The sequence below is a fragment of the Microbispora sp. NBRC 16548 genome, assembly GCF_030268985.1.
Lineage (GTDB): Bacteria > Actinomycetota > Actinomycetes > Streptosporangiales > Streptosporangiaceae > Microbispora > Microbispora catharanthi.
On record NZ_BSSF01000010.1, the window covers coordinates 108,028 to 125,911 of the forward strand.

Consider the following 17,884-nt stretch of genomic DNA (forward strand, 5'->3'; position numbering starts at 1 on the left):
GGCGCCCGCCGAGCGCTCCGCCTCACGTCATCTTGTACGCCCTCACCAGGGTCTGCTTCACCCCGCAGCGGGCGAACCGCAGCTTGTACGGCGTGCTCACGCAGGCCCAGAACTCGATCCTTCCGCTGTTCATCTTCCTGGTCTTCTGCTCGACGCAGTCCACGTCCTTGTAGAAGTTCATGTAGCGGTAGGTGTGACCGCCGTAGCGGATCTTGGCCATGGCGTAGCGGTGGTCGGTGCTGCGGTCGCAGATGATGATCGTGTTGCGGTCGGTCAGCGTGGCCTCCGCCAGCGCGTTGCCGTGACCGTCGCCGATCCGCGCCGTGGCGAGCGGCGAGGCCGCGGCGGAGACGGAGGCGGAGGCCGAGGCGGCGCCCACAGTGGCGAAGGCCAGACCGGCGACGGCCGTGGCGAGCAGCAGCTTCCTCATCGCGGTTCCCTTCCGTTTTGTGCGGCTTCCAGTGTTTTCTTCCAGGGGGTTGGAGAGCGGAAGTCGCCGGAAAGTTCGCAGTGGCGGGCTTTGCGATCGAGCCCGTCAGACGTCGTTCGCGGGAACAGCGGTGAGGTAGCGCAGGAGCAGGCGGACGCCGAAGCCGGTGCCGCCCTTGGTGGTCTCGCCCTCGTCGGAGGCGGCCCGCGCGGGCCCGGCGATGTCCAGGTGCGCCCAGGGCCGCGCGCCGGTGAACTCCCGCAGGAACAGCGCGGCGGCGATCGACCCCGCCGCGCCCGACATCGTCCTGTCGACGTTGGCGAGGTCGGCCACGTCGGAGTCGAGCATCGCGCGATAGTCCTCGACGAGCGGCATCCGCCACAGCCGCTCTCCGCCGGCCTCCCCTGCGGCGATCAGGTCCGCGGCCAGCGACTCGTCGGTGGCGTAGAGCGCGCCCAGGTTCACGCCGAGCGCGACCTTGGCCGCGCCGGTAAGCGTGGCGACGTCGATCACGACGTCCGGGTCCAGTTCGGCGTGCGCGTACGCCAGCGCGTCGGCCAGCACCAGACGGCCCTCCGCGTCGGTGTTCAGCACCTCGACCGTGCGCCCGCCGTACTGGGTGATGACGTCTCCGGGCCGCTGCGCCGAGCCGGAGATGGAGTTCTCCGCGCACGCCACGAGGCCGGTGACCCGCACCGGCGCCTCGAAGGCCGCCAGCGCGCTCATCGCGGCGATGACGGCGGCCCCGCCCGCCATGTCGGTCTTCATCGCCTTCATGCCCTCGGTGGGCTTCAGGGACAGGCCGCCGGTGTCGAACGTGATGCCCTTGCCGGCGAGCACCACATGGGCGCGCGGGTTCTCCGGCGTGTAGGAGAGCTGGACCAGGCACGGCGGACTGACCGACCCCTGCCCGACCGCCCGGATGCCGCCGAACTCGCCGAGCTCGGGCTCCTCCCACACGCGTACGTCGAGCCCGGACTCGGCGGCGACCGCCTTCGCCTGCTCGGCGAGCCAGGCGGGCGTCTTCACCGAGGAGGGGGTGTTGACGAGGTCACGGGCGAGCGCGGTGGCCCGCGCGACCGCCTCGCCGCGCTTCAGGTCACGCTCGTCCCCGCCGACGAAGACGATCTCCCCGCACGGCTTCGTGCGGCCGTTGCCGATGGTGAACGTGTACGCCGCGAGCAGCGCGCCCTCGACCAGGGCGGCCGCGTCCCCGTCGGACGGGACGACGACCGACAGCGACGCCCGGCCCTTCGCCCGCCTCGCGACGGCCGCCCCGGCCTTGCGCAGCGCGGCGGCCGAGCCGTCGCCGGTGCCGTACAGCAGGACGCGCCGCACGCCGCCGTCCCGGACGGTGGGCACCTCCACGACCTCGCCGGGCTCTCCCTTGGCCTCGTAGTGCGCCAGCAGCGCGTCCACCGGTACGGGAGACTCCAGCCAGGGTGCCGGGGCAGGGGCCGGTCCGGGACCGAAAGGCACGGCCACCAGGTCGGCGTCCGGCGCGGGCCCGGCACCGTGAGAACCGGTGAGGACCGGCGTGGTCTCGATGGGCACGTCCACCTCCAACAGGGCGGCCCCGGGGCGGGATCACCCGCCGCCAGGGCCGTGAATCGAACAGGTCGGCTGACGAATCAGCCGACCACCTTCTTAAGCGCGTCACCGAGGGCGCTGGCCTCGTCCGCGGACAGCTCCACGACGAGTCGGCCGCCACCTTCGAGAGGGACCCGCATGACGATGCCCCGTCCTTCCTTGGTGACCTCCAGCGGACCGTCACCGGTCCGCGGCTTCATCGCCGCCATGCGTGTATCCCTTCCCGCGTTGTCGGCCGCCCCGGAGGGTAACCGGCGTATTCACGTTTCTGTGATGTTCTATTATCCCGCCTCCGAGCTCAAAAAGGTAACGGCCCGGCTCCGGTCAGTGGATCAATGCGACGGGACACGCGTTGTGGGCGGACCGGACGTGACCCCACACTGGGTGGGGTGAACGCCCGAGCCGCGCTTTTCGATCTCTATGGGGACCACCTTCGCACCCGTGGCGGCCGTGCCTCCGTGGCCGCGCTCGTGAGGCTGCTCTCGCCGCTCGACATCGCGGCGCCGGCCGTCAGGACCGCGATATCCCGCATGGTCCGGCAGGGCTGGCTCGACCCCGTACGGCTGCCGCAGGGACCGGGGTACGCGGTCACGCCGAAATGCGAGCGCAGGCTCGACGAGACGGCGGCCCGCGTCTACCGGCGGGGCGACGCGCCGTGGGCCGGCCGCTGGCACGTCCTGGTGCTCGAACCGGTCAGGGACCGGGCACGGCGCGAGCGGCTGCGCGCCGACCTCGCCTTCCTCGGGTACGCCCCGCTGTCGGAGACGACCTGGATCGGCCCGCGGCCCTCGCCCGAGCTCGACGCGCTGCGGGTCCCCGGCCACCGGTTCGACGCCGCGTACGAGGGCGACCCGCGGGACCTGCTCGCACGCGCGTGGGACCTGGACGGCATCGGTAGCGCGTACGAGGATTGGCTGGCCAGCGCGGCGGACCTGGTGGGCTCGCTGCCGGAGGACGCCCCGGACGACAGGGTCTTCGCGGTCCGCAGCAGACTGGTGCACGGCTGGCGCAACTTCCTGTTCCGCGACCCTGGGCTGCCCGCCGACCTGCTGCCGCCGGGCTGGCCGGGCGAGAAGGCCCGCACCTTCTTCGAGCAGGAGGCCGCCCGGCTGCTGCCCGCCGCCGCCGCGTTCGTCGAGCGCAATCTGATGACGACCTGATTGACGACCTGATTGACGACCTGATTGACGACCTGAATGGAGCCGCCCGAGATGACCGTGACGTATGACGTCGACGAAGCCGTCGCCACGATCACGCTGAACCGCCCCGACGCGATGAACTCGCTGACCGTCGCGATGAAGACCGCCCTGCTCGCGGCCGTGCGGCGCGCCGACGACGACGCGTCGGTGCGGGCCGTGCTCCTGACCGGCGCGGGCCGGGCCTTCTGCGCGGGGCAGGACCTGCGCGAGCACGCCGACAACCTCGAGCGGGGCCTCGGCCTGGCGAACACCGTGCGCGAGCACTACAACCCGGTCGTGCTGGCCGTCGCCACGATGGGCAAGCCCGTCGTGGCCGCCGTCAACGGGGTGGCCGCGGGGGCGGGGGCCTCGCTGGCGTTCGCGTGCGACTTCCGCGTGGCGGCCGAGACCGCGAAGTTCTCGATGGCGTTCACCGGGATCGGGCTCGCGCCGGACTCCGGGGCGTCCTGGACCCTCCAGCGGCTCGTCGGTCCAGCGCGCGCCCGGGAGATGCTGCTGCTCGGCGACGTCGTGAACGCGACCACGGCCCTGGAGCTCGGCCTGGTCGGGCAGGTGGTCCCGGCCGACCGGCTGGCGTCCGCCGCCCGCGACCTCGCCGTACGGCTCGCGCAGGGGCCCACCCGGGCGTACGCCGCGACCAAGGCGGCGCTGGACCACGCGGCGTCGTCCTCCCTCGCCGAGGCGCTGGAGCGGGAGGCGGAGCTTCAGGACGAGTGCGCGGCCACCGCCGACCACGCGGCGGCGACCAAGGCGTTCCTCAACAAGGAACGCCCTCACTTCGAAGGCCGCTAGGCGCTTCGAAGCAATCAACACAGCGAGGGCCGCTAGGCGCCTCGAAGCAATCAACACAGCGAAGGCCGCTAGGCGCTTCGAAGCAATCAAACGCAGCGCAGGGCGGTGACGGCCGCACGGACGTGGCAGTCGGCCACGTGGTCGTTGACCAGGCCGATGGCCTGCATCAGGGCGTACGCCGTGGTGGGGCCGACGAAGCGGAAGCCGTTCTTCTTGAGCTCCTTGGCCAGCGCCGTGGAACCGGCGGTGCGGGCCGGGACGTCGGCGAGAGTGGCCGGGACCCTGCCGGGCTCCTCGGCGTACTTCCACACCAGCGCGGACAGCCCGTCCGGCACCTCAAGGGCGGCGCGGGCGTTGGCGACGGCCGCCTCGATCTTGGCGCGGTTGCGCACGATGCCCGCGTCGCCGAGCAGCCGCTCCACGTCGCCCTCGTCAAAGGCCGCCACCGCCGGGATCGAGAACCCGGCGAACGCCTTGCGGAAGTTGTCACGCTTGCGCAGGATCGTCAGCCACGACAGGCCGGACTGGAACGCCTCCAAGGTGACCCGCTCGAAGACGAGGTCGTCCCCGTGGACCGGACGGCCCCACTCCTCGTCGTGGTAGGCGACGTAGTCGGGCGTCGTGCCCGCCCATCCGCAGCGGACCAGCCCGTCGTACACCGTCACCACGCTGTCACCACGCTGTCACCATGCCTCTTCCGCGTCGGCGCGGTCTCCGTCCCAGCCCTCGCGGGCCGGCGCCGAGGGCACTTCCGGCTCACGCTCGGAGTCCTCGGCCTGCTTCGTTTCCGCCTGCTTCGTTTCGGCCTGCTTCGTCTCCTCGCGTGCCTGCAGCCGCGCGTACGATAACTCGGTCACGCGCTGCTCCAGCACGGCGATGCGGGTGTCGCGCTCCCCGAGCGCGACCGAGACGCGGTGCAGCGTCTCGTCCACCGCCTGGGTGCTGTAGCCCACGAGACCGATCGGAAGCTGAAGCGCGATCAGGTCGGCGGGAGTCATCTGGCCGGCCGCGGGCAGTTCGAGCGGCGGCACGTCAGGAGGAAACTCCGCCATCTCGCCGCCGTGTCCAAGCGAGACCATGACCACACAGGCGATCACGGCGAGTCCGGCGATGACGAGTACGACCAGCACATACGAATCGTGCCACAACTCTTCTCCATGCGAGCATGGAAGCATGACGCGCGTGATCGGGCCCGACGACGAGATCGAGTCCGGCTGGGTCGAGGCCGCCTCGCTGCCGGAGGCGTCCGCGCTGGCCCGGGCGGGACACACCGTCGTGGTGACGCTCCCCGGCGATGAGACCGAGGCGATCGCGGCCGCCGCGGCCTACGCCTGGGCGGGCGCGAGCGTCTTCCGGACGTCCCACGACGTGCGGCAGGCCCTCGACATGACCGAGGCCCTGCTGGGCCTCCGGCCCCCCGCTCTGACCCGCCGCGGCCTCGCCTAGTAGCCCTCTCAGCTCTCGCCGAGTTCCTCGCCCGTCGGGCTGAGGTGGAGGGCAGGCTGCTCCAGCATGTCGAGCGCCTCCTCCACCGTGGTCGCCCACGAGATCGCATCGAACACGTTCGGCCGCGTGAAGCCCTGCTCGTACATGCCGTCGACCAGGTCGCGCAGCGGCCCGTACAGGCCCCACGGGTCGAGGACGACCAGCGGCCGCTCGTGTATGCCGAGCACCCGGGTGGTCCAGATCTCGAACAGCTCCTCCAAGGTGCCGATGCCGCCCGGAAGCACGAGGAACGCGTCGGACCTGGCGTCCATGACCCCCTTGCGCTCACGCATGTCGGCGGTGACGATCAGCTCGTCGGAGTCGGTGTCGGCGATCTCGACGTCGACGAGGGCCTGGGGGATGACCCCGACCGTGCGGCCGCCGCCGTCGCGGACGGCCCGGGCGACCTCGCCCATGCAGGAGACGATGGCGCCCCCGCTCACGAGGCCGTGGCCGCGGCGGGCCAGTTCGGCGCCCACCTCCCGGGCGAGGTCGACGTACTTGCGGTCGATCTTCTGGCTGGACGAGCAGTACACGCAGACGAACACGTCGCAACCCTACTGAGTGGCGGAGCGCCGGTCGGCCTCCACGATGAGGCGCACGGCCTCGTCGGGGTCGTCGGTGACCGAGACCAGCTCGACGTCCTGCGGCGAGATCTTCCCGGTGACCAGCAGCGTGTCGCGGATCCAGTCGATCAGCGGCGACCAGAACGAGACGCCCATCATGATCACCGGGAACGAGGTGACCTTCCGCGTCTGCACCAGGGTCAGCGCCTCGAACAGCTCGTCGAGCGTTCCGAATCCGCCGGGCAGGGCCACGAACCCGCTGGCGTACTTGACGAACATCGTCTTGCGCACGAAGAAGTAGCGGAACTCGATGCCGAGGTCCACGTAGTCGTTGAGGCGCTGTTCGTGCGGCAGCTCGATGCCGAGGCCGACCGAGACGCCGCCGGCTTCCAGCGCGCCCCTGTTGGCCGCCTCCATCACTCCGGGGCCACCGCCGGTGATCACCGCGTAGCCCGCCTTGGCGAGCGCCGCGCCGACCTTCACCCCGAGTTCGTACTCGGGGGTGTCGGGACCGGTGCGGGCGGAACCGAAGACGGTCACCGCCGGAGGAAGGTCGGCGAGGGCGCCGAAGCCCTCGACGAACTCCGACTGGATGCGCAGGACCCGCCAGGGATCCTCGTGCAGCCAGCCGGTGGGGCCGCGACGGTCGAGCAGGCGCTGGTCGTGAGTGGATTCGGGGACAAGGCCGCCGCGGACCAGCGACGGACCCTGCCGGCGTTCGGGTCGGGTGTGGTTCATGACGGTCACGCTAACGGTCGGGATCGGGAACGGTGCAAGACGCGCGAATTACCCGATTAGTTATGCCCCAAACGTCATATTGCGTCCCAAACATCAGCCCAGCCTCAATAGCATCGGAACCCGTGAGAGAGCCACACCCCACGAGCACAGCCGTCTTCGTCGACCACAGCGGTCGCAGAAGCAAGGTGCTGACCGTCACCGCGATCGTCACCGGAGTGCTGGTCACGGCTCTCACGGTGACTCTGCTGGTCGGCGTGCTCGGCGGCGTGGTCGGCGGCTCCGGCCTCCCCGCGCTGAACTGGCCGGGGCAGGGTGGTCGACCGGACGCGGCGCATCCGCAGTCGCGCTCGCCCAGCCCCTCCCCCTCCCCCTCGCCGGAGACGAGCACCTCCGCCCGGCCTCCGGCGCCGACGCCCGCCGCCCGTCCAACGCGGCCGGCCACCTCGCCCGCCGCTCGGCCGTCCGCCTCCCGGCCGCCCCGCCCGTCCGCCTCCCCGTCCTCCGTCCCGTCCCGCGTCCCCTCCTCGGCGCCGACCCGGCGGCCCTCGCCGTCCGAGACGGCGGGACCACCTGCGGAACCGTCGCCCGAGGTCACGGAGGCGCCGACGGCGAACCCCGGCCACGGCGGCACACCGCCGGGTCAGGTCAGCCGGACGCGCGGACCCAAGTGAAGAGGGTGAGCGCACGGTGATGGCAGGACGACGCGGCAAACGGGCCGACCCCCGCGGCCACTGGTTCCTCGTGGCGATCGCGGCCCTGCTGACGGCCGGCGCGCTGCTGCTCAACGGCTTCGCGCACAACGTCGTCGGCGAGACGCACGCGCCCCCTCCCCCGGGCGAGGAGCACTCCGCCGAGCTCGACCGGATGCGCTCGGGCGGGCCGGTCGTGAACGCCTCGGGCCCGCGCCCTCGCACCGTGCGTACGGCCGCCCGGACGGTCGCGCTGACCTTCGACGACGGCCCCGACCCGAAGTGGACCCCTCGGATCCTCGACGTGCTGCGCAGGCACGGCGCCAAGGCGACCTTCTTCGTGGTGGGCGCCCACGCGGCCGAGCACCCCGAGCTGGTCCGCAGGATCCTCGCGGAGGGTCACGAGCTCGGCAACCACACCTACACCCACGCCGACCTGACGACCACCCCGCTCTGGCGCACCCGGCTGGAGATGTCCCTCACGCAGAAGGTCCTCGCGGGCACGACGGGGGTGCACACGCGCCTGGCGCGCCTGCCGTACTCCTCCTCGCCGTCGGCGGTCGGCAGCGCCCAGCTCGCGGCCATGCACGCACTCGGGGACGAGGGATACCTGGTGGCACTCACCGACCTCGACTCGCGGGACTGGAGCCGTCCCGCCGTCGACCGGATGGTGAGGGACACGTTCCCGCCTCGGGGCCGGGGCGCGGTGGTCATGTTCCACGACGCCGGAGGCGACCGGAGCCGGACTGTGGCCGCCGTCGACGCCTTGCTGGACGCACTGAAGAAAAGGGGCTACTCGGCCACCACGCTCACCAAGGCCGCCGGGCTGCCTTCGGCCCACACACCCGCCGGGACCACCGAGCGCTTCCTCGGGAGCGTTCTCGCCATCGCCCAGCGGGTCTCGGCCGCCTTCACCGGCTCACTGGGCTGGATCCTCTCCGTCGCCGGGGTGCTCACCCTCGCCCGCCTGGCGTTCTTCGTCTCGCTGGCCTGGGTCCACGCCCGCAGGACCCGCCGCAGGCGCCCGGAGAACACCCCCAGGCGCAGGCGCGACCGCGTTCCCTTGTGGCCGGCCCCTCCGGCCGTGTCCGTGATCGTCCCCGCGTACAACGAGGAGGCGGGGATCGAGGCGACGGTCCGCTCGCTCGTGACGACGGACTACCCGGGGCAGGTCGAGGTGCTGGTCGTGGACGACGGCTCCGGCGACCGCACGGCGGAGATCGCCGCCTCGCTGAATCTGCCCGGCGTACGCGTCATCCGTCAGCCCAACGGCGGCAAGCCCGCCGCGCTCAACACCGGCATCGCCCACGCCTCACATGACATCCTGATCATGGTGGACGGCGACACCGTCTTCGAGCCGTCGACCATCGGGAACCTCGTCCAACCGCTCGCCGACCCCTCGGTGGGCGCGGTCAGCGGCAACACGAAGGTCGGCAACCGCCGCGGCATGATCGGCCGATGGCAGCACATCGAGTACGTCATCGGGTTCAACCTCGACCGGCGCGCCTTCGACCTGCTCGGCTGCATGGCGACGGTGCCCGGCGCGATCGGCGCCTTCCGCCGGCAGGCGCTGCTGTCGGTGGGCGGCGTCAGCCTCGACACCCTCGCCGAGGACACCGACCTCACGATGGCGATCTGCCGGGAGGGCTGGCGGGTCGTCTACGAGGAGCGGGCCCGGGCGTGGACCGAGGCGCCCACCTCGCTGCGGCAACTGTGGCGCCAGCGCTACCGCTGGTGCTACGGCACTCTGCAGGCGATGTGGAAGCACCGCGGGGCGGTGCTGGAGCGAGGACCGTTCGGCCGCCGGTGCCTCGGGTATCTCACGCTCTTCCAGGTGATCCTCCCGCTGCTGGCCCCGGTCGTCGACATCATGGCCGTCTACAGCGTGGCGGTGGCAGACCCGCTGCCCGTCGTCGCGGTCTGGGCCGGATTCGTCACCGCCCAGGCCCTCAGCGGGTGGTACGCGCTGCGTCTGGACGGAGAACGGGCGTCGGCGCTGTGGGTGCTCCCCCTGCAGCAGTTCGTCTACCGGCAGCTGATGTACCTGGTGGTCATCCAGTCCGTCGCCACGGCCGTTCTCGGGGTGCGCCTGCGCTGGCACACGGTGCGGCGGGAGGGCACCTTCAACACCCTGAAGAATCTTGAAAACATTCCCGGGAACCTGGAACCGGTCTTCGCCGAGGCTCCGTCTAAGGAATGAGGGTGCTGCTCGGGACGAAAGTGGCTTTCCCCGCCAAATGGCCGGCGAGGAAAGCCACTTTCTTCTATCTACGGGTTATTCGGCCAGCCAGGCCGTCATCCGGCGCTCACTCTCGACGATCTTGTCCAGGCTCACGTTCTCCCCCGCCGTGTGTGCGATGTCGGGGTTGCCCGGGCCGCAGTTGACGGCGGGCATCCCGAGCGCGGAGAACCGCGCGACGTCGGTCCAGCCGAGCTTGGCCCGGGGCGTGCCGCCGATCGCGGCGGCGAACGCCGCGGCGACGGGGTGGGTCAGCCCCGGCCGCGCACCCGGCGCTCCGTCGGTGAGCCGCACGTCGAAGCCGTCGAAGACCTCCTGGACGTGGGCGAACGCCTCCTCCAGGGTGCGGTCGGGGGCGAAGCGGTAGTTCACGGTCGCGACGCACTCGTCCGGGATCACGTTCCCGGCCACCCCGCCGCGTACGCCCACCGCGTTGAGCCCCTCGCGGAACTGGAGGCCGTCCACCACCGGGCGCCGCGCCTCGTACCGGCCGAGGGTCTCCAGGACCGGCGCGATGCCGTGGATGGCGTTGACGCCCTCCCACGACCGGGCGCTGTGCGCGCGCACACCCTTCACCGTGATCTCGGCGCGCAGCGTGCCCTGGCAGCCGCCCTCGATCAGCCCGTCGGTCGGCTCCATCACGACCGCGAAGTCACCCGTGATCCATTCGGGATGGGTGCGGGTGAGCCGCAGCAGGCCGCTCCGCTCGGCCTCGATCTCCTCGCAGTCGTAGAAGACGAAGGTCAGGTCGCGGTTCGGCTCGGCCAGCAGGCAGAGCTTGAGCTGGACGGCCACGCCGCTCTTCATGTCGGACGTCCCGCAGCCGTACAGCACGCCGTCCTCGACCCTGCTGGGCAGGTTGTCCGCCACCGGGACCGTGTCGATGTGCCCGGCGATCACCACGCGCTCGGCCCGGCCGAGGTCGGTCCGCGCCACCACCGCGTCACCGTCCCGCAGCACCGTCAGGTGCGGCAGCGGATCGAGCGCCTCCTCGACGGCGTCGGCCAGCGCCTTCTCCGCGCCGCTCACCGATTCGATGTCCACCAGTTGCGCCGTCAGCGCGCCCACGTCCTGGGCAAGGTCAAGCCGCATGCCATCCGACCCTAATCCACGGGTTCACGCGACCTGCACGGTGGCGACGGGCTTGGTGGCCTTGCGCCAGCCGTCGTGGCCGCTGGCGGCCGTCCAGGTGACGCCCTCGTAGCGCACCTGGCGCAGGCCGTACTTCTGTGCGTGGGTGACGTACCAGGCGGCGACCAGCCAGCCGCGCTTGGGCGCGGAGTCCGTGCCGAGCGCGCGCACGAGCTGCTTGCGCGCGGTCTCGGTCTGCGGCGTGACCGGCTTGTCGGACGGCGGGTACCAGCAGTGCACGGCCTGGGGCACGCGCCCGATGAACGCCGCCGAGAGGATCTTGGCGTTGTACTCGTGCTCGGCGTAGGCCGAGCCGTCGGCGGAGCGCTGCACGGCCTGGGCCGCCTCGTGCAGCGGCAGGGTCCGGTAGTGCTTCACCTTCTCCAGCGCGGCGAAGAACTTCCGCGACGCGTAGACCGGGTCCTGCAACTGCTCGGCCGTCCCCCAGCCCTGCGAGGGCCGCTGCTGGAACACGCCCACCGAGTCGCGGTCGCCGTACGGCAGGTTGGCCAGCTTGGACTCCTGGATCGCCGTGATGTAGGCGATCTGAAGGGCGCGCTCGGGCAGCTTGCGCCGCACCGCGACGGCGGCGATGGTCGCGGCCATCTGGGCCTGCTCGATGTCGAGGTCGAGCGTGCCGCCGGGAGTCTTGATCATGCAGTGTTCGCCCAGAGCGAACGGTTCTGTCCGCTTCAGCAGGTGATAGGCGCCGTAGAAGATGGCGGCGCCCAGCAGGACGACGATGACCATGACGGTCACGACAGGTTTGGTAAGGCGCCGTTCCACAAGCAGAACCTACCCGTGCGATCAGGGAAGCCGATCCACCCGGATCGAACCCGGAGTGAGCGGTCGGGCGTAGGACGCCTCCCACTGGCCGCCCTGCACACGCTGGAACGACAGCAGGCGGCCGTCGCCGGCCCGGTAGTCGGCGAAGTCGAGCAGGCCGCGCTCGGGCAGCCCGGTGGTCCCCTCGGAGCGGAAGGCGGCCGTGCCGCGCTCGATGGGATAGAACTCCAGACCGTCCACGATGAGCATGTGCCTGGCCGGCACCATGCCCTGGGTCGGCACGTCGGTCCACAACAGGACCTCCAGGTGGAGGGGCTCGCCCTCCTTGCCCGGCCGTTCCTCGACCGACAGCCAGTTGTAGCGCCGGGCGCCCTCGTCCAGCAGGTATTCCGTCCACTTCTCGCCCTGCATCGTGCAGTGCAGGGCGCCGACGGCCCGATAGCGGGCGGCCTCCACGTAGACGGTGTCCCCCACCCTGATCGTGCGAGGGTCGAAGAAGTCGGGATCGGCCTCGGGGTCACGCGCCGGCGACTCTCCCGGAGCGGCGGGCGGCGTGCGGACCGGCTCTCGCGCGCGCGTGCGCCGGGTCGCGGCGACGGCGCCCAGCACGACGACGACCGTGGCGAGGCCCAGCACGATCACGATCGCTGTCGTCATGGCGGGCGATCCTACTGGAGGCGGCTCACCGCCGCATCGACGCGCTCGTCCGTGGCGGTGACGGCGATGCGGACGTGACCGCGCCCGGCGGCGCCGTAGAACTCGCCCGGCGCGACGAGGATGCCTCTCTCGGCCAGGGCGCGCACCTGGTCCCAGCAGCCGGTGCCGTCGGTGGCCCACAGGTAGAGCCCGGCGGCCGAGTGCTCGACCCGCCAGCCGGCCCGCTCCAGCGCGGGCCGCAGCACCGCCCTGCGGCGGGCGTACCGCTCCCGCTGCGCGTCGGCGTGCGCGTCGTCGTCGAGCACGGCCGCTGTCGCGGCCTGGACCGGGGCGGGCATCATCATGCCGGCGTGCTTGCGCACCTCCAGCAGCAGCCGTACGAGCCGGGGGTCGCCGGCGACGAAGCCGGCGCGGTATCCGGCGAAGTTCGACCGCTTCGACAGCGAGTGGACCGCGAGCAGGTTCTCGTGGGAGCCCTCGCACACGTCCGGGTGGAGGACGGAGACCGGGTGCTCCTCCCAGCCCAGCTCGATGTAGCACTCGTCGGACGCGACGACCGCGCCGCGCTCGCGCGCCCACGCGACGACCTTGCGCAGGTGCTCGGCGGGCAGGACGCGCCCGGTGGGGTTGGACGGCGAGTTCACCCAGACGAGGGGCACCCGCTCGGGGCCCAGCGCGAGGAGCCCGTCGGTCGCGTAGGGCTCGGCCCCGGCCAGCCTCGCGCCCACGTCGTACGTCGGATAGGCGAGCTCGGGGAAGACCACGCGCTCGCCGGGCCGCACGCCGAGCAGCGTCGGCAGCCAGGCCACCAGTTCCTTGGAGCCGATGGTCGGCAGCACGTCGGCGGGGTCGATCGTGACGCCGTGCCGCCGCCGCAGCCAGCCCGCGGCCGCCTCACGCAGCCGCGGCGTGCCGTACGTCAGGGGATAGCCGGGGCTGTCGGCGGCGGCGGCGAGCGCCTCACGAGCGACCGGGGGCACCGGGTCGACCGGCGTGCCGACCGACAGGTCGACGATTCCGCCGGGATGCGCCCGCGCCAGGTCCTGATAGGGCACGAGCCGATCCCATGGGAAGTCCGGCAACGCAAGCAAAGAAAATCCCCCAGTCGTCACGGACCGCGCTGATCAGGCGTCGGTCAGTGGTCCTCGCCCTGCGGCGGGAGCGCCGCGACGAGCGGGTGGTCCTTGTTGATCTTTCCGACCTTCGAGGCGCCGCCGGGCGAGCCCAGCTCCTCGAAGAAATCGACGTTGGCCTTGTAGAAGTCCTTCCACTGCTCGGGAAGGTCGTCCTCGTAGAAAATCGCCTCTACGGGGCACACCGGCTCGCACGCACCGCAGTCCACGCACTCGTCGGGGTGGATGTAGAGCATGCGTTCGCCCTCGTAGATGCAATCGACGGGGCACTCCTCGATGCACGCCTTGTCCAGGACGTCCACGCAAGGCTGCGCGATGACGTACGTCACCTCGGGCTCCTTCTGGGTTGCACGGCTCGACCGCGGGTTGCTAGCCCTAGTATTGCGGTGCCTGCCGACTAGCCGGAACAGGAGGGGGGCAATCGTCGTGGCCCCTCGTTTCGGAGCCCGTCTTGTGGTCGCCATCACCCCCGCCGACGTGGGCAAACGGGTGACGACGCGACGCAGAGTGCCCGGCGGGCACCGGGACGCCGTCGGCGTGTTGGAATCCTGGCACGACGGCGTGCTCACCGTGCGGAAACGGGACGGAAGCCTCGTAGAGATCGCCGAGGACACCCTGGCCGCCGCCAAGGTCGTGCCGCCCGCGCCGCCTGCCCGGTAATCCTCTTACCCAGTAATCGGCGTGCATGGTGCGGACGCCGACTCGGTAATGCCCCAGCGCGCCGCCGCGAACGGCCGCCGCGACGCGGGGAGCATACGCGGCGTGACCATACGTGCCTGCGTCGTGACGGTTTCCTCGGCGGCCGTCCTCCTGTTCACGGCCTCCGCGTGCTCGAAGCCGTCGTCGTCGGACAAGCCGCTGCCGCCCCTGAACCCCCGGGCCGACAGCCTGGAGTCCGGGTTCGGCACCATGGACAGGCTCGTCGAGGCGGCCAAGAAGGAGGGCGCGCTCACGGTCGTGGGCCTGCCGGGCGGCTGGGTCGGTTACAAGGAGATCATCGCCCGCTTCTCCGACAAGTACGGCATCAAGGTGACCTCGATCGTGCCGGAGGCGAGCAGCAAGCAGGAGATCGACACCGCGGCCCGTCTGAAGGGGACGAATCAGGCGCCGGACGTGTTCGATCTCACCCTGGAGGTCGCGGTCGCCGACGCCAAGCTGTTCGCGCCCTACCGCGTGGCCGGCTGGGCGGACATCCCCGACGAGGCCAAGGAGCAGCGGGGACGCTGGTTCGCCGCCTACGGCGGATACATGTCGATCGGCTACGACCCGAGAAAGGTCCCCGCCCCCGTGTCGTACGGCGCGCTGGTCAGGCCGGGGACGACCGTGGCACTGCCGGGTGACCCGCGCCGGGTTGCCTCGGCGTTCAGCGCCGTGATGGCCGCCTCGCTCGGCAACGGACTGCCGGACGCCGCGCGGGGCGTAAACCTGTTCGCGCGGCTGAAGAAGGGCGGCATGCTCGGCCGGCCCGACCAGGCGACCGCGGTGGTGGACTGGGACTACATGAACGCGGCGCGGGCCGCCTCCGGCCGCGGCGCGGCGGCTTGGCGGGTGACGATCCCGAAGAACGAGGTGCTCGCCTCCTACTACATGCAGGCGATCAGCGCCGACGCGCCGCACCCGGCCGCCGCCCGGCTGTGGGAGGAGTTCCTGCTGTCCGACGAGGGCCAGAACCTCTTCCTCAAGGCGTACGCGCGGCCCGCCCGGATGGAGGCCATGGAGATGCGCGACACGCTGGACGGGGACGCCGCCGCCAGGCTGCCGGAGGCGTCCGGCGACCCGGTGATCCTGAACATCCCCGAGCAGGATCAGGCCAAGTCATATGTGACCGCGCATTGGGCCCAGATGGTCGGCTGAGTCCTCCGATCTCGCGGAGGCGACGGAAGCCGTAAAGTGTGTCGTTATCCCAGCAGTCTCACAAGTCGGCATGAGATTGCGGCAATCCCGACACCGGGCACCACGTGTCAGAATGCGAGCCGATCTTGAGGTACGAAACTCCCAGTCTCACCCGGTGGAACGCTCGCGCCTACGACAGCTCCTTCGGCTACGTCTCGGCTCAGGGCGCGCCGCTGGTGGAACTGCTCGACCCGCGCCCCGGTGAGCGCGTGCTCGACCTCGGATGCGGCACCGGGGTGCTCACCGCCGACATCGCCAGGCGCGGCGCCCACGTGCTGGGCATCGACGGCTCCCACTCCATGATCGAGCAGGCCATCGCGCACCATCCCGGACTCGACTTCACCGTGGGCGACGGCTACGACTTCACCGTCGCCCAGCCGTACGACGCGGTCTTCTCGAACGCCGCGCTGCACTGGATGAGCCGCGACCCCGACGCGGTGATCGACTGCGTGCGGGAGGCGCTGCGGCCGGGCGGCCGGTTCGTCGCCGAGATGGGCGGCGCGGGCAACTGCGCGGCCCTGACCTCCGCCGTGCTCACCGCCTGGCGCGAGTACGGCCTGCCCGAGCCCGAGCTGCCGTGGTACTTCCCCAGCCCCGCCGAGTACGCCCACCGCCTGGAGAAGGGCGGGTTCACGGTCCGGCTGCTGGAGTATTTCGACCGCCCCACGCCGCTCGACGAGTGCCCGAACGGCGCGGCCGACTGGGTCCGGATGTTCGCCGGCTCGCTGCTCGACCGGGTCCCCCCGGCGGCCGTGGAGCCGCTGCTGCGCCGGGTCAACGAACTGGCCGCCCCCGCGCTGCGCCGGGAGACCGGCTGGATGGCCGACTACGTCCGTCTCCGTTTCGCCGCAGAACGTCACTGACATCTCCACCACGACGGGGCGATTTGCCAGACTATGGACTGGTCTTTGTGAGTGATGGGGAACGCATGAACTTCTGCCTGAGTGACCTCGTGCCACCGCTGCGCTGGAGTGACGCTGCCCGCATCACGGCACTGGCCGACCGGCCCGGCCTGCCGGACGCCTGGTGGCGGACGCTGCCCCTGCACCGGGTGCTCGCCGTCCTGGACGCCGAGGCGCTGGGCGACCTGCTCACCGAGCTCGCGCTCGACCACTGGCCGGCGGCGGCCGTCGGCGACGTGCTGCCCGCGCTGCACGTGCTCGACCCCGACGAGGCCGACGACCCCCAGGTCGCGATCGCGCTCGACCGGGCGGGGTCGTGGCACGGCCTGCTCGCGCTGTCCGGCCGGGAACTGGCCGACCAGCCGTTCGTCAAGGCCCGCCCCGTGCTGACCGCTCTGTTCGGCGCCGTGTTCTTACGGATGTCCCCGGAGGAGGCCCGGCCTGTCTCCGAGCCGGTGCCCGAGCCGGTCTCCGAGCCGGTGGAGGATCCCCCGGACGAACAGGTGGCGGAACAACAGGCCCCGGACATCCCCGAGCTGATCGACGCCGCGTTCGGCGACCTGGACGACCAGACCTGGATGGTGGCGCAGAACCGGGTCTTCTCCGACGAGCCGTCCGATCCCGAGCAGCTGGCCAGACTGCTCGCCGTCCACCCCTCCGTCATCCACGACCTCGAAGCGGCCCTGCGCGACCGGCTGTCCCGCTGGCTCGCGCTGCCGGAGGCGAAGCCGTACAACGAGCATCTGACCTGGCTCACCGACACCTTCGGAGCCGCGGTCCCGAAGGAGCGGTTCGTCACGGCGGCCGAGTGGCACGGGCGCGAACTGCGCACGCTGGAGGTGCCCGCCTGGCGGTTCGTGCTCGCCACGTTCCCCGGATACCGCCTCTTCGGCGACTGGCTCGTGGCCGGTGACATCGAGGAACTGCGGGAGAGGACGCGGAGCCTGATCGCCTCCGCCGAGCGCCCGCCGACCGTCCCCCAGGCGCTGGAGATGATCGGCTCTCTGGGCGTCCGTCCCGACGTCGCCAGGCAGTGGCTGGAGAGCGTGCCGCAACTGCGCGCTCAGAAGGCGTCGGAGATCAGTACGGCGGACCGCCAGCCGGACCGTCAGCCGGTCGGGCAGCAGGGCGGTCAGCAGGGCGGGCTCAAGGACGTCGCGCTGACCCGGCGGTGCTTCCGGCAGCCGGACGGCAGGTGGTGGCTCAGGGTGGACGTCTCCGGCGACCACCTCAACGGCGCCGAGGTGCCGCTGCCGAGCGGGTTCGCGGCGTACGTCGGTCTCGCGCCGGGCGAGGACCGCACGGTGCGCAGCGCGGCCGGGGAGGTCGGCCTCTCCTGGCACGCGCGGCCGGTCCTGGGCTCCCTCCAGCGGATTCTCAGCGAGGTCTCGGCCGAGGAGGGCAGCCACATCTTCCTGACCCTGTCCGAGGAGGGCATGCTGCGCGTACGGCACCTGCCGGCGGCGGACGGCGGCGACGAGACGAGCCGCGCGCTGCGCCTGGTGGGCTACACCGCGCCGAGCGGCACGCCCGAGCAGGCCGCGCGGGTGATCGCGACGCGCGTCGGCCTCACCGCGCCCGTCGGGCGGCCCGAACTCCTCGCGCGGCTGCGAGAACGCGGGGACCGCGACCTGCTGACCCTGCTGGGATAGCC

21 protein-coding genes are annotated in these 17,884 nt (G+C 71.6%); 9 read left to right on the plus strand and 12 right to left on the minus strand.

Annotated elements, in window-relative coordinates:
- Nucleotides 1-22: 22 nt before the first annotated feature.
- The 3 genes from QSK36_RS26735 to QSK36_RS26745 form a co-directional block, all read right to left on the minus strand.
- Nucleotides 23-430 carry a hypothetical protein gene (locus QSK36_RS26735; RefSeq protein ID WP_285784281.1) on the minus strand — a complete coding sequence of 136 codons (408 nt, stop codon included), beginning with the start codon at nucleotides 428-430 and terminating at the stop codon, nucleotides 23-25.
- 105 nt (nucleotides 431-535) lie between these two features.
- Nucleotides 536-1,984 carry a leucyl aminopeptidase gene (locus tag QSK36_RS26740; protein ID WP_285784282.1) on the minus strand — a complete coding sequence of 483 codons (1,449 nt, stop codon included), beginning with the start codon at nucleotides 1,982-1,984 and terminating at the stop codon, nucleotides 536-538.
- Between the two features lie 77 nt (nucleotides 1,985-2,061).
- Nucleotides 2,062-2,229, minus strand: coding sequence for a DUF3117 domain-containing protein (locus tag QSK36_RS26745; RefSeq protein WP_076433904.1), 168 nt, complete (start codon nucleotides 2,227-2,229; stop codon nucleotides 2,062-2,064).
- Nucleotides 2,230-2,409: 180 nt separating this feature from the next.
- Here QSK36_RS26745 and QSK36_RS26750 point away from each other — a divergent pair, with 180 nt between their 5' ends.
- Both QSK36_RS26750 and QSK36_RS26755 read left to right on the plus strand, forming a co-directional pair.
- A complete protein-coding gene (locus QSK36_RS26750) occupies nucleotides 2,410-3,180 on the plus strand; it encodes a PaaX family transcriptional regulator (protein ID WP_139579303.1) in 771 nt (256 codons plus the stop codon).
- Between the two features lie 51 nt (nucleotides 3,181-3,231).
- Nucleotides 3,232-4,011, plus strand: a complete 780-nt coding sequence (locus QSK36_RS26755) for an enoyl-CoA hydratase-related protein (RefSeq protein ID WP_285784283.1) — start codon at nucleotides 3,232-3,234, stop codon at nucleotides 4,009-4,011.
- Nucleotides 4,012-4,097: 86 nt separating this feature from the next.
- Here QSK36_RS26755 and QSK36_RS26760 read toward each other — a convergent pair whose 3' ends face one another.
- Both QSK36_RS26760 and QSK36_RS26765 read right to left on the minus strand, forming a co-directional pair.
- Nucleotides 4,098-4,679, minus strand: coding sequence for a DNA-3-methyladenine glycosylase I (locus tag QSK36_RS26760; RefSeq protein ID WP_285784284.1), 582 nt, complete (start codon nucleotides 4,677-4,679; stop codon nucleotides 4,098-4,100).
- A gap of 15 nt (nucleotides 4,680-4,694) precedes the next feature.
- Entirely contained in the window at nucleotides 4,695-5,141 is a 447-nt protein-coding gene (locus QSK36_RS26765) for a hypothetical protein (protein ID WP_285784285.1), read from the minus strand.
- A gap of 43 nt (nucleotides 5,142-5,184) precedes the next feature.
- On the opposite strand from QSK36_RS26765, the gene QSK36_RS26770 reads away from it, so the two are divergent.
- Nucleotides 5,185-5,457 carry a hypothetical protein gene (locus QSK36_RS26770; protein WP_183542475.1) on the plus strand — a complete coding sequence of 91 codons (273 nt, stop codon included), beginning with the start codon at nucleotides 5,185-5,187 and terminating at the stop codon, nucleotides 5,455-5,457.
- An 8-nt stretch (nucleotides 5,458-5,465) separates the two neighbouring features.
- Here the strand turns inward: QSK36_RS26770 and QSK36_RS26775 are convergent, their stop codons facing one another.
- Nucleotides 5,466-6,044 carry an LOG family protein gene (locus QSK36_RS26775; RefSeq protein WP_183542477.1) on the minus strand — a complete coding sequence of 193 codons (579 nt, stop codon included), beginning with the start codon at nucleotides 6,042-6,044 and terminating at the stop codon, nucleotides 5,466-5,468.
- Nucleotides 6,045-6,053: 9 nt separating this feature from the next.
- Nucleotides 6,054-6,800 carry an LOG family protein gene (locus QSK36_RS26780; RefSeq protein ID WP_183542479.1) on the minus strand — a complete coding sequence of 249 codons (747 nt, stop codon included), beginning with the start codon at nucleotides 6,798-6,800 and terminating at the stop codon, nucleotides 6,054-6,056.
- Between the two features lie 122 nt (nucleotides 6,801-6,922).
- Between QSK36_RS26780 and QSK36_RS26785 the strand changes: the two genes are divergently transcribed.
- Together QSK36_RS26785 and QSK36_RS26790 are read left to right on the plus strand one after the other, a co-directional pair.
- Entirely contained in the window at nucleotides 6,923-7,471 is a 549-nt protein-coding gene (locus tag QSK36_RS26785; RefSeq protein WP_285784286.1) for a hypothetical protein, read from the plus strand.
- A gap of 19 nt (nucleotides 7,472-7,490) precedes the next feature.
- Nucleotides 7,491-9,689, plus strand: coding sequence for a bifunctional polysaccharide deacetylase/glycosyltransferase family 2 protein (locus QSK36_RS26790; RefSeq protein WP_285784287.1), 2,199 nt, complete (start codon nucleotides 7,491-7,493; stop codon nucleotides 9,687-9,689).
- A gap of 75 nt (nucleotides 9,690-9,764) precedes the next feature.
- On the opposite strand, the gene dapE is transcribed toward QSK36_RS26790, so the two are convergent.
- Genes dapE through fdxA form a run of 5 tightly spaced genes read right to left on the minus strand, consistent with a single transcriptional unit; the run spans nucleotide 9,765 to nucleotide 13,764 of the window.
- Nucleotides 9,765-10,820, minus strand: a complete 1,056-nt coding sequence (gene dapE, locus QSK36_RS26795) for a succinyl-diaminopimelate desuccinylase (protein WP_285784288.1) — start codon at nucleotides 10,818-10,820, stop codon at nucleotides 9,765-9,767.
- A 24-nt stretch (nucleotides 10,821-10,844) separates the two neighbouring features.
- Entirely contained in the window at nucleotides 10,845-11,609 is a 765-nt protein-coding gene (locus QSK36_RS26800) for a hypothetical protein (RefSeq protein ID WP_221264408.1), read from the minus strand.
- A 57-nt stretch (nucleotides 11,610-11,666) separates the two neighbouring features.
- Nucleotides 11,667-12,302 carry a DUF4178 domain-containing protein gene (locus QSK36_RS26805; RefSeq protein ID WP_182899978.1) on the minus strand — a complete coding sequence of 212 codons (636 nt, stop codon included), beginning with the start codon at nucleotides 12,300-12,302 and terminating at the stop codon, nucleotides 11,667-11,669.
- 11 nt (nucleotides 12,303-12,313) lie between these two features.
- Nucleotides 12,314-13,393 carry a succinyldiaminopimelate transaminase gene (gene dapC / locus QSK36_RS26810; protein WP_285784289.1) on the minus strand — a complete coding sequence of 360 codons (1,080 nt, stop codon included), beginning with the start codon at nucleotides 13,391-13,393 and terminating at the stop codon, nucleotides 12,314-12,316.
- A gap of 44 nt (nucleotides 13,394-13,437) precedes the next feature.
- A complete protein-coding gene (gene fdxA / locus QSK36_RS26815; protein ID WP_030507471.1) occupies nucleotides 13,438-13,764 on the minus strand; it encodes a ferredoxin in 327 nt (108 codons plus the stop codon).
- A gap of 97 nt (nucleotides 13,765-13,861) precedes the next feature.
- Between fdxA and QSK36_RS26820 the strand changes: the two genes are divergently transcribed.
- From QSK36_RS26820 to QSK36_RS26835, 4 genes are all read left to right on the plus strand, one after another.
- On the plus strand, nucleotides 13,862-14,095 hold the full coding sequence (locus QSK36_RS26820) for a putative acetyltransferase (protein ID WP_183542491.1): 234 nt from the start codon (nucleotides 13,862-13,864) through the stop codon (nucleotides 14,093-14,095).
- 102 nt (nucleotides 14,096-14,197) lie between these two features.
- The gene (locus tag QSK36_RS26825; RefSeq protein ID WP_285784290.1) at nucleotides 14,198-15,289 is read left to right on the plus strand and encodes an ABC transporter substrate-binding protein; all 1,092 of its coding nucleotides are present in this window, start codon (nucleotides 14,198-14,200) and stop codon (nucleotides 15,287-15,289) included.
- 125 nt (nucleotides 15,290-15,414) lie between these two features.
- Nucleotides 15,415-16,191, plus strand: a complete 777-nt coding sequence (locus QSK36_RS26830) for a class I SAM-dependent methyltransferase (RefSeq protein ID WP_183542493.1) — start codon at nucleotides 15,415-15,417, stop codon at nucleotides 16,189-16,191.
- Nucleotides 16,192-16,256: 65 nt separating this feature from the next.
- The gene (locus tag QSK36_RS26835; protein WP_285784291.1) at nucleotides 16,257-17,882 is read left to right on the plus strand and encodes a hypothetical protein; all 1,626 of its coding nucleotides are present in this window, start codon (nucleotides 16,257-16,259) and stop codon (nucleotides 17,880-17,882) included.
- Nucleotides 17,883-17,884 lie beyond the last annotated feature (2 nt).

What these genes read in the sequence shown, in the direction of transcription:
- QSK36_RS26735 (WP_285784281.1), bottom strand. Translation starts at nt 430, where the DNA reads ATGAGGAAGCTGCTGCTCGCCACGGCCGTCGCCGGTCTGGCCTTCGCC.
- QSK36_RS26745 (WP_076433904.1), bottom strand. Translation starts at nt 2,229, where the DNA reads ATGGCGGCGATGAAGCCGCGGACCGGTGACGGTCCGCTGGAGGTCACC.
- QSK36_RS26755 (WP_285784283.1), top strand. Translation starts at nt 3,232, where the DNA reads ATGACCGTGACGTATGACGTCGACGAAGCCGTCGCCACGATCACGCTG.
- QSK36_RS26770 (WP_183542475.1), top strand. Translation starts at nt 5,185, where the DNA reads ATGACGCGCGTGATCGGGCCCGACGACGAGATCGAGTCCGGCTGGGTC.
- QSK36_RS26780 (WP_183542479.1), bottom strand. Translation starts at nt 6,800, where the DNA reads ATGAACCACACCCGACCCGAACGCCGGCAGGGTCCGTCGCTGGTCCGC.
- QSK36_RS26790 (WP_285784287.1), top strand. Translation starts at nt 7,491, where the DNA reads ATGGCAGGACGACGCGGCAAACGGGCCGACCCCCGCGGCCACTGGTTC.
- dapE (WP_285784288.1), bottom strand. Translation starts at nt 10,820, where the DNA reads ATGCGGCTTGACCTTGCCCAGGACGTGGGCGCGCTGACGGCGCAACTG.
- QSK36_RS26800 (WP_221264408.1), bottom strand. Translation starts at nt 11,609, where the DNA reads ATGGTCATCGTCGTCCTGCTGGGCGCCGCCATCTTCTACGGCGCCTAT.
- QSK36_RS26805 (WP_182899978.1), bottom strand. Translation starts at nt 12,302, where the DNA reads ATGACGACAGCGATCGTGATCGTGCTGGGCCTCGCCACGGTCGTCGTC.
- QSK36_RS26835 (WP_285784291.1), top strand. Translation starts at nt 16,257, where the DNA reads ATGAACTTCTGCCTGAGTGACCTCGTGCCACCGCTGCGCTGGAGTGAC.